This window comes from Maribacter sp. BPC-D8 (assembly GCF_035207705.1).
Classification (GTDB): domain Bacteria; phylum Bacteroidota; class Bacteroidia; order Flavobacteriales; family Flavobacteriaceae; genus Maribacter.
The window spans coordinates 1,541,343-1,554,694 of sequence record NZ_CP128187.1 but is presented as its reverse complement, the minus strand read 5'-3'; the positions used below and the strand labels follow the sequence as shown (position 1 = coordinate 1,554,694).

Genomic DNA, 13,352 nt, shown 5'->3' with positions numbered 1-13,352 from the left:
TCAAATATATCGAATAAGACTGATAATTATCATATAAAAATAACATGTTGCTTTATATTTTTACTAGGAATCAACTAAGACAAGACAAAATGGAAAATACGCCGAAAACAATGAATGGTCTTTATGAAAATTTAGGCAAGTTGTTCTATGCCGTGGCTATGAGTGATGGCACTGTGCATAACAATGAATGGGAAAAGGTTAAGGAGTATGTAAAAGAAGATTGGTTGTATATAGATGATTTTACCGACCGGTATGGTACCGATGCTGCAAACCAAATTGAAATTGTGTTTAATGTTTTAATGGAGTCTTCAATTACTAGTGATGAATGTTTTGATGATTTTAAGGAGTTTTATAAAATTCACCCTCATGCATTTTCAGATAAAATAATAACCTTGACCAAAAAGACGGCCAAGGCTATTGCAAGTTCTTTCTCAGGTAATAATAAGTCTGAGTTAATAGTGTTAGCTAAAATCGATTTACTATTAAGTTAAGCTTGTTTCATTAGTTTCTTAATATCAGCATCTTTGTATATTTCCTGAACCATTTTTCTATACAAACTGGTGAATCTATCTTCATTGATTAAGTTGCCAAATAATGATTCTTGTCTAATAAAAGCTAAAGGGTCAGTTTCTGTTTTGCTTGCTGCCGCATGCAGTTGTTCTTGCATGGCGTCAATAATTTCAATAGAGTTTCCATTTTTATCAATACCCTTGTCGCTGTAATAGCACCATGCAGCAATTACTAAAGTCGCATATTTAATGCTACCGCCATTCGCTAAATTATCTTGAATGGTTGCTATTAAGAATTTCGGCAATTTTGCAGAACTCTCTGAGCAAATTCTGCTTACGCTATCTTTTATATTTGGGTTCGCAAAACGTTCTTGTAAACTATCTTTGTATGCAGTTAAATCGATGCCTTTTAGTTGGTCTAGAACCGGAGTAGCTTCTTCGTCCATAAACGCTCTTAAATAGGTGACGAATAAATCATCTTCCATGCAAGCGTTAATAGTTGGATGACCATGAATAGCTCCTAGAATACCCAATACAGAATGACCTGCATTTAATAAACGAAGCTTCATTTTTTCATATGGCTTTACATCTGGTACGAATTGCACGCCAACTTTTTCGAACTCTGGTCTACCATTAGAGAAGTTATCTTCAATTACCCATTGTATAAAAGGCTCACAAGTTACTGGCCATTCGTCTTTGAAGTTATAGGTTTGCTCTAAATATTCAATGTCTGACTGAGTAGTAACGGGAGTAATACGATCTACCATACTATTTGGGAAACTAACTTCTTTTTCAATATATTCAGCCAGTTCTTTATCTTGTCTGGTAGCGAAAGCGAGTAGCATTTCTTTTGTTACATCACCATTGTGTTGAATATTATCACAAGACATTACCGTAAAAGCCGGTAAGCCAAGCTCACGTCTTTTCTTAATGGCAGCAGTTAAAAATCCGTAGATAGTTCTAGGACTATTCGGATGTTGTAATTCGTGCTGTACATCTGCATTCTCAAAATCAAATTCACCCGTCGACGAATTAAAATTATAGCCACCTTCTGTAATAGTCAAAGAAACTATTTTTGTATCAGGATGTGCCATTTGGTCGATAACTATATCGGGAGTTTCATGACCAAGTTTAAAATCGATAATAGAACCAATTACTTGTGAATCTATCTTACCATCAGGATGCTTTACAATTAATGTGTAAAGTCCGTCTTGTTTTTGTAGCACATCATGAATCTTCTGATCTCCCTTTCGAAGACCAATACCACAAATACCCCAATTAGTTGCATCTCCTTTTTCGTGTAGAAGATTAGTATAATAGGCTTGGTGGGCTCTATGAAAACCACCAACACCCACATGTACGATTCCAGATTTTAATGATTCTCTATCAAAAGTAGGAATTGGAATTTGCTTGCCTAATGCTGCTAAATTCTCTTTATTCAACATGATTTCTTTATTCATTTTTAGCTTTGTTTAATGATTTGCCACGTAGTAAAACCCAGTATGCCGTTACAAAGTAAGTTACAGTACAAACAAATGCATAGGTGTAAAATATTTCTCTATTATTAATATAGCTGTTCTCATTTGCACTGTCAAATAAAACGATACCTGCAAGCACTAGAGTTATTATTAAAGCAATCAATGATATTATACTTAATATTTTAGAAAAAATACTCGTGTCTTTCTTAGGTACAGTTTCTAATTGTGCTTGTTTTTCTTGAAAAGCCACAATTTTCTCATTACGTACTTTTTCATGCTCTTCTGCTTCTGGGTATTTCTCTTTTGCTCCATAACGACCAGCTAAAAACGTATAAACTCCGATAGTGAAAATCCATGTAGGAATAAACAAATAGAAGAAAGACATTACATTAAAAGCATTTAAGCCAAAGCCAAATACCAGTCCTAATCCCCATGAAACAATAGCGGGTGTGCTAAAGGTTAAATTGCGGTATTGAGACCAATAACGGGTGTATCCAATTCTTGGAAATATCTGATGCTCTGTAAAAACGATTGCACCAACGGGTACAACCAATAAACCTGCATAGGTCAATAATGGTAAAATCTGTGAGAATACAAATGGGAAACAAGCTATTGCAATGGTAATTAGACCAACAACTATGGTGGTTTTCTTTCGTGAGTGGTTATGAAAAATTGCTTGTGCAGCTAAACCTGCTCTATATAAATTAGTAATAGCTGTCGTCCAACCGGCTACGATTACAATTACGAAACCAGACCAGCCCAATGCATAATATGCAACATCGCCCGGATCTAATTCGACAATTGATTTACCGATAATTACTGCAGCACCAGCTCCCATAATTCCGGCAGCTATCCAAGCAACATAATGCCCGAACATCATACCTGTGCTCGTAGCTAGACCGTAAGATTTTTTTTTGGCGAAACGTAATAACGCCATATCTATTAATCCGAAATGGGTAATAGTATTTGCAGCCCAGGCGAATCCGATGACCTCAACAAGTCCGATACCGGGCTTTCCGGCACTATCAACCCCTGTCCAAATCGATTGGTCTCCGAGTGATATCAAATCATTCCATCCGTTAGGTAACGTTGTTCCTAATACATCCAAAGATAAAGCTGGTAATAAAACCATTGCTCCACTGGAGAACATAACAAAAAGCCACGGTGCGCATATTCCTGAAAATTCTGATACTGCGTTAAATCCGTATAAAGCAATAGAAACTACAACTAAGCCTACGCAGAAAACGATGACCACAAACCACATATTGGTGGGGTACCAGTTTAACTGTGCAGGTATATCGAAGGCAAAGCGGACTGCAGTTGCAGATACGGTGATCATGGCGGCAGATATGACCGAGAAAATAATGACGTTAGCCCAATTGTACAGCTTGGTCATAGAATCTCCGGCAATTTTATTGAGGTAGGTGTATAAACTTAATCTTGTTTCTACTGCAATTGGCGAGGTAATAAACGTCCAGCTCAGAACTGCCAAAATATTACCGATCAACAGCCCCAAAATAATATCCATTGTTTTAGCCCCTAATGCTACGAATGTAGCACCGATAACAAACTCTGTTGCTGCTACGTGTTCGGCAGCGTATAAGCCTGCAAAATGTGTCCAATCATGTAACTTATGTTTTGCAACGGGTAATTGTTCTTCATTCAGGTTTTCAAATGTGCTGTGGTTGTTGGTTGATGACATAAGTTATGTTGGTAGTTAGTTGGTTATTAAAAAAATGAGTTGAGTTCTGTTTAAAGACTTATAAGGTCTTTGTTACATTTTAAACAGGCTTGCAATGTATTTAAATTTGTTAAGAACAATTATTAAAATTTGTTAATCTTCAAGGTGTCTGAAATTAGAAAATGGTCATGAATTTCGTTACAGCTATTTCAGTCAGATTAATTCTTAATATACTGTTTAAAAAAAGACAATCTACCGAAAGGTAGATTGTCTGCTATTATAAGTTTAAAAATAGTTTGTTTGATTTTATGATTATCAGTCACTTATTTTTCGAATTCACTTCTTTCTAAATCGTTATTGAATTTAATGTTCGACCAATTAACGGTTATCCACGGATCGTCGCTAACTGCGGCTTCCCAAGTAGATTTCTTATATTTTCGCTTAGTAGGGAAAAGCATTCCGTCCACATCTTCATATTCTAAGGTCATTAAATTCGGAGTTTCCATAGCACCAAAGTCTGCAACCGTAAATAGAAACTGATCAACAAGAGATGTGTTTTTATTAATGTATAGCTGATAAATATCTGTTGGCTTCGAGTCTCCAAAATTGAAGGACACTTTTACAATTTCATAAGGAATTTCTTTTAAGGTTTTTTCGCCTAAATACTCATACGAAACGCCTTTGTCCATTAACTTTTGAAACATGGTAAACCAATAGAAATTAGTAGGTCTATTAAAAGCAACTCTTTTTAAGGCAATGCTATCGTTTAGAATTTCTCCATTATGTTTTAACCAAAACTCTTTACCGTCGTAACCTTGTTCAATTGTACCCTGTAAGTCACTTAAAGTTCTTTGGTGTTGCTCGTACTTTCCATAAGATAACTCACCATCGAAAATGTACTTCTCTGTTGAAATATCAGTTTTACCATCTGGTGTCTGGTAGGTGTATGTGTACACGACATCTTCCTTACTACGAAGCGTTTTATAATCGCCGACTTTTTCAAGCATTTTTGAAACCAATTCTTCTCCTTTATTCGTGAATTCAGGAGTTTGATTAGTTTCTTTTTTAGCAGTTTGTTCCCCTTTGCAAGAAGTGATGATGATACTTAATACTAATATGCTGGTAATTTTAAAATTCATGGGTAGTTATTTATATGTGTATAAGATTATATTAATGCACCGTTAGCGCCAATGACTTGACCTGAAATCCATTTAGAATCATCACTTGCTAAAAATAAAACAACTCTTGCAATATCTATAGGCTGTGCTAATCTATCAAATGCATTCATTGAACTTAATTTATCTATGAACTCTTGTGATTTTCCATTTAAGAATAATTCTGTTTCTGTTGCGCCTGGTGCTAAAGCATTAACTGAAATTCCTCTGCCTATTTCTTTAGAAAAGACTCTGGTCATTTGCTCTACGGCAGCTTTTGAGGCGGAGTATAATGCGTAGGTAGGGAACATTAGTTTCACTGTGCTAGAAGATATATTGATAATGTTACCATTATCTGATAGTTTACTGTCAGCCTCTTGCAACATATTAAAAACTCCCTTTACATTCACATCGAAAAGTTTGTTGAAATCTTCTTGAGTGTTGTCTTTCAATTTTTTGTTGAACATGACACCAGCGTTGTTTACCAATACGTCTACCTTGCCAAATACTGCTATAGTTTGATCAAATAGCCGAGTTACCTGATCTCTATCGCTTACATCTGCTTTAATAGCAATTGCATTACCGCCATTATCTTTAATTTTAGTAACCGTAGCTTCAGCATCTTTTTCACTGTTCGAATGATTGACAACTATTTTAGCGCCATTTTCTGCTAATAAAAAAGCCACTTCTTGTCCAATACCTCTAGATGCACCGGTTATTATGATTACTTTATCTTCTAATTTCATAGTTTAATTTTTTATTGATTTATAAACTGATCAATTTATCGGCAACCAATTTTAAATTGGATTCATTGATTTCTGGAGTAGGGGATAGGGGGTATAATTGCGCCCCAGGTCTACTTATAAATGCACCTCTCCAATTTGCCCATAATGCTCCAGAGATATCCCAACCGTGTGCTGCTACCAAAAGACACTCTTGTGGTTGAATATTCATTTTTCTAGCTGCCCAATTATAAGCATCGACATGAGGTTTAAATTTACCCATATCTTCAATACTAAGGCGTTGATCAAAGTATTTTGTTAATCCTGAATTTTCAAATTGTGTCTCTACACCTTTGTTAGATGAGTTGGTAAACGAAACAAGTTTGTAATCGGCATCTTTTAAAGATTGTAAAGCCGCAGGTACTTCGGGGTGAGCAGGTAAAGAACGAATTGGGTCGACTATAGATTTTTTAGCATCTTCATGACTTATTGTAATACCGTTATTGGCAGCCACCATTTGTAATGCAGCAGCGCCAATAATCGCAAAATCATTGTATTGATTAGCTACCGTAGATACTAATGAATATTGTAACATGGTTGTAAACCAAAGTGGTAGCAAATCATTTCTGCCATTTAGAGCTTTTGCAACACTGTCTTTCATTGCTGTTAAGTCTAACAGGGTTTCATTAACATCGAAAAATAGCACTTTTGGTCTTTCGCCAATAAACTCATTTTTATCTTGTGATGCGAACCCTAAAGTGGGAATGGTTACACCAGCTGCACCTAGTATCGTTGATTTTTTAATAAAATCTCTTCTGTTATTGTTCATGTTTAGATTTGTTTTAAAAACATTCTATATGGTATGTTTTTGGGTAAAAAAATTATTGTTTTAATTGTTTTAAATATATAGATAGCCCATTTAAATATTCATTGATTACTATATCGTCATCGTATAATTTTCGAATTCCGCGTATGCCTTCAAATGCACTAATGAGATAAATTGCAACAGCGGCACTAGAAATATCTTGTTTAATAGAATTTTCAACTTTTCCTCTTTCTATTAAATCAATGAGGGCGGTTTTCCATTCTTCAATGATATTCTTTAAAGCTTTTTGGTACACCTTTTCATTGTCGCCAATTTCATTTATTAAATTGTTTGTTGGGCAACCATGTTGCTTCTCGTAAATAGAGAAAGACTTAAGACTGTTAAGAAAAGTATTTTCTAAGATAGTATATGCATTACCATTTTGATATAGCGGATATACCATTCTCTTTTGAACTCGGCTTTGTACTTTTTGGCTGATAACTTCTAAACCTAATTCTTTCTTGTTGGCGTAGTGATGGTAAAAGGCACCTTTTGTTAAGGTAGTAGCCTTCATTATCTTTTCAATACTGGTAGTTTTAAAACCGTCTTCATAAAACAATTTAAATGCTTCATTTAGTATCAGTTGTTTTGATAGTTCAGATTTTAATGCCTGCTTCATACCGTAAAGATGCTTAATAAAATACGGTGTAGAATGTTTTTAGATGTGTTTAACCTATTCTTAACGAAATATAGGGGCGTTATTATAGCCCTTTCCACCAATCACCATAGTTGTTCACCGAGTCTTTTACTATAATCTCTTGCCCAATTTGTGGAGAAATTACCTGTAAGTTCAACTCAGTTGCTTTTGCTTCAACTCTTTTAATAGGATCTGTCCATTCATGTAAGGCAAGTTTAAAGCCTGCCCAGTGTATTGGCATTATCTTTTTTGCTTTTACATCAATACCAGCTTGTGCGGTTTCTTCGGGCATCATATGAATATCTGACCACATTTGATTGTACTGTCCGCATTCCATTAAAGCCAGGTCAAAAGGTCCGTATTTTTCCCCTATTTCTTTAAAGTGATCAGCATAACCGCTATCACCGCTAAAAAAGATATTTTCATTTGCTGAGGTAATTACCCAAGAACTCCACAAGGTACTCTGTGCATTGTTCAACCCTCTACCAGAGAAATGTTGTGCTGGCGTGCAGACAAATTTTAGATCACCAAATTGAGTCTCTTGCCACCAATCCATCTCTGTAATTTTACTATCAGAAACTCCCCATGCGGTCAAATGATTACCTACACCTAGCGGAGTGTAAAAATGATTGGTTTTATCTTTTATCTTTAAAACAGATTCGTAATCTAAATGGTCATAGTGATCATGAGAGAAAATAACAGCATCAATCCGTGGTAGTTGCTCAATGGCTATGGGAAATTCTTTATTGAAACGCTTTTCACCTAAAAGTGGGTGAGGGGCTGCTACTGCGCCAAACATGGGATCAATTAGAATATTTTTTCCATCAATCTGTAATAAGAAAGAGGAATGTCCGAACCAGATCATTCTTGCTTCTCCGCTATAATCTGCAATGTTTATAGAATCTATTTTTTGCGGAACTAAATCTGCTTTAGGGCGACCATTTGGCACCTTGGTAGTGAAAAATTTATATGCCAAACTAAGCTTGTCAGAAAAGGCTAAATCTTCTGGTACCGGTAATACATTACGAAATTTACCTTCTTTAAATTGCTGCGATTGCTCATAGGCTAATTTCTGACTTTTAGTACTATCGCCCCCGAAGCTTGGGTAAAAATTGGTGAATGCTAAAATAGCTACTACCAGTACGGCAATTATAATTAGGGTTGTTATCATTATTTTTTTTAATATTCTTTTGATCATATGATGTTATTTGACCGTGGCTCAGTTTACACCTGAACTTGATGTCGTACTTCTAAATAAATTTATGCAAAGATAGTTTATCGTAATAACTGTATTTTAAAGAGAAATAGATTTTAATAGTAACTAAAATCGGTAGGCAAAGTTATTAATGTAATGAGCTGTAATTGTATCGATAATGAAGATAATTAAACAAAAAAGAGGTCAGGTATTAAAACCTGACCTTAGTTAAATTTGCTATATTTTTTTAAAAATTATGCTGATTTAGGATTCGGATTATCATAGTATTTCTTCTTCAACCAAAATGAAACCCGAACTAGAAATATCAGTGCCGGTACCTCAACTAACGGACCTATTACTCCTGCAAATGCCTGACCAGAATTGAGTCCGAATACTGCAATGGCAACTGCAATAGCCAATTCAAAATTGTTTCCGGCTGCCGTAAATGCTACTGATGCTGTTTTATCATATGCTGCACCTGTTGCCTTTGTAAAGAAAAACCCTATAATGAACATTAAAGTGAAATAGATCAGTAACGGAACTGCAATGATGAGCACATCCATCGGTATTTCGACTATTAATTCTCCTTTCAACGAGAACATGATAACAATGGTGAATAGCAGAGCAATTAATGTCATTGGTGAAATTGCAGGTATGAACTTATTCGTATACCAATCTTCGCCTTTGAGTTTTACTAAAATCAATCTACTTAGTATTCCCATTAAAAAGGGTAGTCCTAAATAGATGGCAACACTTTCTGCTATAGTACCAACAGAGATATCTACTATGGCACCTTCAAAACCGAAATAGGGCGGAAGCACAGTAATAAATAACCAAGCATAGAAACTATATGCAAATACTTGAAAGATGCTATTTAAAGCAACTAAACCAGCTCCATATTCGCTGCTACCTTCTGCAAGATCGTTCCATACCAACACCATGGCAATACAACGCGCCAGACCAATAAGAATTAGACCAACCATATATTCTGGGTAGTCAGATAAAAAGGTAATGGCTAAAATGAACATTAGTACCGGACCAATAATCCAGTTTAAGATTAAAGAGATAGATAGAATTTTGGTGTTTCTAAAAACCTTTGGTAATAATGCATAGTTCACTTTCGCCAAAGGCGGATACATCATGAGTATTAATCCGATAGCTATTGGAATGTTCGTAGTACCACTATTGAATGTATTGATGATATCTGGAAAACTTGGAAAAAAGTAACCGATACCAACACCAAGAGCCATGGCAGCAAAAATCCACCAGGTTAAATTTTGATCTAGAAAGTTTAGTTTTTTAGATGCCATTTTTATTTGATTTGTGAGAATACATAAAACAGTTCTGTTGCAATCTGTAAACTTCTTTCTGCATACTTTTCTGCTTGCTGCGGCGTGTTGTCAAATGCTTTAGGGTCTTCAAAGGTAATTGGAATCCTTTTTTCTGCCCCTGCAATAAACGGACAACCACTATCTGCTTGCGAGCATGTCATAACTGCCGCAAACTGTGAAGCCGGATTAAATGAATCTTCATAAGATTTAGAAAAACCAATTACCGGATGCTCATTCTCAGAAAACTTAATAGCATACACGGGGTTGCTTGTATCAGATAGTTTCTGAATCTGAAATCCTTGATTTTTTAAAGTCTCAGCCACCATCGGAAACAAAGCCGTAGCTTCTGTACCACCAGAATAACAATAGACATTTTTAATGTCAAAGTTAGTAGCCATTGTTTGCGCCCAAACTTGAGATAAATGACTTCTTCTTGAGTTATGAGTGCAAATGAAATTTATTCTAATTTCTAGGTCGTTGGCAGTTTTCTCTTGTATGAAATCAACCAGTGGTTGCAAAACAACTTTTCGTTCTGCTGTGATAGAATCTGGTTGTAACCCTTTAATTAGATTGCCTATTTCTGGTAACATATCTATTTTGGTAGTAATCATTGTCTATAGTTTATAATAGGTTTGTTAACAGCAGTTTCCGTCAGGTGCGCAACAAGGTTCATTAGTAACTTCGGCAAGTTTTACTTTTGGTTTTTCAGCAGGTATACCACAATTGTCTTTAGCCAAGCAATCTGTTTGTTTCGACGTTAGTATGAAATTTGTACCTTTAAAATCGAGTCCGAATTTCTCTATCGTTTGTCCTTGGTATTCTACCTCTATTTCTAAATCTTCTATGCCCAATACTTTTTCTGAAAGCTCAATAATATTTATTAATTTTTCTGGGTGAAGTCTATGGTCATAATCATTGGCATTCCACAATTGAAAGTTTACTACTTCCTCATTACGAACAGTACCTCCACAATCGATAAAATTCTTAGTTATTTTACCAACCTCAGTTACGTGAAAATGATTAGGTACTAAATCCCCGTTCGGTAATTGAAATGCTATAGTCTCTTGTTGAGCTAAAAGCTCTTTAATTTTTGATAGTTTCATGCTATTGTTTTTAATTAAAATTATATGCTTGTTTTTGTTTATTAATCGTAATAAAGCGATAGAGGTGTTTAAATTTTTTTAGCAACAATCGTTGTTAGTTACATCTTGGTCTAAAAACTGCACCATTACTTGTTTCATATGTGACCAGTTGGTTTTGTCTATACAATAACAAACACTGGTGCCTTCTACATTACCTTTTATAAGACCTAATTGTTTTAGTTCTTTCAGGTGTTGAGAGATGGTAGGTTGGGCAAGACCTATTTCGTTCACTAAATCTCCACAAATACAACTGTCTAGTTTAAATAGGTATTGTAAAATAGCTACGCGTGCAGGGTGACCGAATACTTTCGCGAATAAAGAAATTTCATTTTGTTCATCGGTAAATATTTCTGTTTTGGCTAATCCCATAATCTGCTTAATTGTTTCATTGCAATATTACGATATAATAATTAATTGTAATGCTAATTATATATTAAATTTAGGTTGCCTAATGCTTTATAGGTAATGTCGTTGTAGTTAAGCTCTCAATTTATATAACTGTTTCTGATTTTTTCTAAAGGTTTTTGGGGTTTCACCAACTGCTTTTTTGAAGGTTTTTGTAAAATAAGAATTATCGTAAAAATTAAAGAAATGGGCAATTTCTTCACTACTCATATCTGTATGCACCAAGTAGCGTTTAATTTCAATAATTAGCTTTTCATTTATAAGCTCACTAACACTTTTACCAATTGCCTTTTTGGTAATACGGTTCAGGTTTTGTGGTGTCATATACATTTGCGATGCATACTCGGCAACACTTCTGTTGCTTTTATATTGTTTATTTATCAGCGACTCTAAGGCTGTTATGTGGTGAGCATCAACACTAATTTTTTCTCCCTGCGTTCTTTCATATATTCTAGAGAGCCTAACTAACATCAACGTTAAAAGTGCTTCTAAAGCATCATATTTTAAAATGGTGCTACTGTGGTATTCATTGTCCATTTCGTTCAATAAGGCTTCAAAAATACGCTTGTCTGTTTCTGACACCTCTATCACAGGATTATTTAAAAACCTACTAAATATGGGCAGCGATTGTAACCACTGCTGTGAGCTAGGCTTTAGCATAAAATCTTTTTGAAAGAGCACCCCAAATCCGCTAGTGAAATTGCCTTTTGCAGCAAAAACTTGCCCCGGACTACAGAAGTAAACAGAGTTGCTATTTGACTTATAGGTGTTAAAATCTATATTCAATTCACCATCACCCTCCATAAAAAATGACACACCATAATTGAGGTTTCTAAACGGATTCCCACTTTTCATTAAATCTGAAACATTTTCAGCCTTAAAGATTATAAACCCAGGGTGGTTCTTATTTTCCTTAATTCCTGTTTCTTTATAAAGCTCCGTTATTCCTAATTGAGGTATGTCTTCCATGTAATTATGGTATAATTCTATATAAATCTACCATATTATTCAATAAATACCTCCTTTAAGGTATTAGATGTTCTAATAATACCATAATTGGAATCTTTACTACCATTTTATACCTTCATAGCTCATGTAGTTTTGCACTCTTAAAATTGATAGCCTTAAAATGATACATAAATCTCAATTTAATATGAAAGATAAACACCTGTGGTTTACACTAAAAAGTGTTTCAATTGTTTTGTTACTTCTTATGGCGTTTAGTTGTGGTAGTGAAGAAAAAACAACTGCCCCTAAAGTAATTAAAGTACGTGTTATGAATGTTGGTGGTAGTTCAAGCAATGCTGCGGCTGGTATGTCTTATAATGGAACTATAGAATCTGATGTTTCCATTAATACCAGCTTTCAAGTTTCTGGTACCGTTTTAAACGTTCCGGTTGGTATTGGTGATTTTGTAAAGAAGAATCAACTTATAGCACAATTAGATGCTACGGTTTATACTAGCCAATATGAACAACAATTGGCTCAAGAGCGTTTGGCAAAAGAAAATTTTGAGCGAATAAACAGTGTTTTTCAAAAAGGGAGCATCGCAGAAATTAAAATGTTAGAAGCACGTGCGCAATATGAGCAAGCTCAGGCAGCGGCAAAAATGACCTATCAGAATGTACGTCATGCTAAAATATATGCTTCTATGGATGGCTACATCAGTAAAAAAATGATGGATGCGGGAGACTTGGCTCAACCTGGTCAGCCTGTAGTGGAGCTTATTAATATAAATACGGTAAAAGCTGTACTGCCAATTCCTGATAGTGAAATAAACAATATTAAAAAGGGAGATAGCGCAACGGTACGTATTACCGCTTTAGGCGATTTAGAAATTATTGGTACAGTAGACGAAATTTCTATTCAATCTGATAACGGTTCTCCGGTGTACGCAGCTTATGTGAAATTGAACAATACCGATAAGAAAATAAAACCGGGTATGACCTGCACGGTAAACTTTAAGCAGACTGCTGTTGGCACTAACAATGACGTCCAAACTATCATTATTCCTTCAGAAAGTGTTGCCGTTATGGAAGATGGAAAACATTTTGTGTACATCGTTAATGGTACCAGTGCCGAAAGACGCTATGTAGATATAGGGCAGCTTTTTGATAATGGTATTGCTATTACAAAAGGATTGAGCAAAGGTGACCAACTCATTGTTTCTGGTTACCATAAGCTTACGCAGAGTACAGCGGTTGAAGTAATTAATGATTCCAAATAGCACAGT

14 protein-coding genes are annotated in these 13,352 nt (G+C 35.2%); 2 read left to right on the top strand and 12 right to left on the bottom strand.

Features of this window, described 5'->3' with window-relative positions:
* Positions 1-89 precede the first annotated feature (89 nt).
* Positions 90-491 carry a hypothetical protein gene (locus QSV08_RS07120; protein ID WP_324027711.1) on the top strand — a complete coding sequence of 134 codons (402 nt, stop codon included), beginning with the start codon at positions 90-92 and terminating at the stop codon, positions 489-491.
* Here the strand turns inward: QSV08_RS07120 and QSV08_RS07115 are convergent.
* The 12 genes from QSV08_RS07115 to QSV08_RS07060 all read right to left on the bottom strand — a co-directional run bounded on the left by QSV08_RS07115 (position 488) and on the right by QSV08_RS07060 (position 12,088).
* On the bottom strand, positions 488-1,969 hold the full coding sequence (locus tag QSV08_RS07115; protein ID WP_324027710.1) for a mannitol dehydrogenase family protein: 1,482 nt from the start codon (positions 1,967-1,969) through the stop codon (positions 488-490). The genes QSV08_RS07120 and QSV08_RS07115 overlap by 4 nt on opposite strands.
* Positions 1,962-3,689 carry a purine-cytosine permease family protein gene (locus tag QSV08_RS07110; protein WP_324027709.1) on the bottom strand — a complete coding sequence of 576 codons (1,728 nt, stop codon included), beginning with the start codon at positions 3,687-3,689 and terminating at the stop codon, positions 1,962-1,964. The genes QSV08_RS07115 and QSV08_RS07110 overlap by 8 nt, the downstream gene beginning before the upstream one ends.
* A 302-nt stretch (positions 3,690-3,991) precedes the next feature.
* The gene (locus QSV08_RS07105) at positions 3,992-4,807 is read right to left on the bottom strand and encodes a hypothetical protein (RefSeq protein WP_324027708.1); all 816 of its coding nucleotides are present in this window, start codon (positions 4,805-4,807) and stop codon (positions 3,992-3,994) included.
* Positions 4,808-4,833: 26 nt separating this feature from the next.
* Positions 4,834-5,568 (bottom strand): SDR family oxidoreductase, encoded by a 735-nt coding sequence (locus QSV08_RS07100; RefSeq protein ID WP_324027707.1) that lies wholly within the window; start codon positions 5,566-5,568, stop codon positions 4,834-4,836.
* A 19-nt stretch (positions 5,569-5,587) separates the two neighbouring features.
* The gene (locus QSV08_RS07095; RefSeq protein ID WP_324027706.1) at positions 5,588-6,373 is read right to left on the bottom strand and encodes a haloacid dehalogenase type II; all 786 of its coding nucleotides are present in this window, start codon (positions 6,371-6,373) and stop codon (positions 5,588-5,590) included.
* Positions 6,374-6,425: 52 nt separating this feature from the next.
* Positions 6,426-7,028 (bottom strand): TetR/AcrR family transcriptional regulator, encoded by a 603-nt coding sequence (locus tag QSV08_RS07090; RefSeq protein WP_324027705.1) that lies wholly within the window; start codon positions 7,026-7,028, stop codon positions 6,426-6,428.
* Positions 7,029-7,110: 82 nt separating this feature from the next.
* Positions 7,111-8,217: an MBL fold metallo-hydrolase gene (locus tag QSV08_RS07085; protein WP_324027704.1), complete on the bottom strand. Its 1,107-nt coding sequence runs from the start codon at positions 8,215-8,217 to the stop codon at positions 7,111-7,113.
* A gap of 278 nt (positions 8,218-8,495) precedes the next feature.
* Positions 8,496-9,551, bottom strand: coding sequence for an ACR3 family arsenite efflux transporter (gene arsB, locus QSV08_RS07080; RefSeq protein ID WP_324027703.1), 1,056 nt, complete (start codon positions 9,549-9,551; stop codon positions 8,496-8,498).
* Between the two features lie 2 nt (positions 9,552-9,553).
* Positions 9,554-10,183: a low molecular weight phosphatase family protein gene (locus tag QSV08_RS07075; RefSeq protein WP_324027702.1), complete on the bottom strand. Its 630-nt coding sequence runs from the start codon at positions 10,181-10,183 to the stop codon at positions 9,554-9,556.
* 24 nt (positions 10,184-10,207) lie between these two features.
* Positions 10,208-10,675 (bottom strand): DUF6428 family protein, encoded by a 468-nt coding sequence (locus QSV08_RS07070; protein ID WP_324027701.1) that lies wholly within the window; start codon positions 10,673-10,675, stop codon positions 10,208-10,210.
* A gap of 78 nt (positions 10,676-10,753) precedes the next feature.
* Complete coding sequence (locus tag QSV08_RS07065) at positions 10,754-11,083, bottom strand: ArsR/SmtB family transcription factor (RefSeq protein WP_324027700.1); 330 nt, start codon at positions 11,081-11,083, stop codon at positions 10,754-10,756.
* Positions 11,084-11,191: 108 nt separating this feature from the next.
* On the bottom strand, positions 11,192-12,088 hold the full coding sequence (locus tag QSV08_RS07060; RefSeq protein WP_324027699.1) for an AraC family transcriptional regulator: 897 nt from the start codon (positions 12,086-12,088) through the stop codon (positions 11,192-11,194).
* 184 nt (positions 12,089-12,272) lie between these two features.
* Between QSV08_RS07060 and QSV08_RS07055 the strand changes: the two genes are divergently transcribed.
* The gene (locus QSV08_RS07055; protein ID WP_324027698.1) at positions 12,273-13,346 is read left to right on the top strand and encodes an efflux RND transporter periplasmic adaptor subunit; all 1,074 of its coding nucleotides are present in this window, start codon (positions 12,273-12,275) and stop codon (positions 13,344-13,346) included.
* Positions 13,347-13,352: the final 6 nt, after the last annotated feature.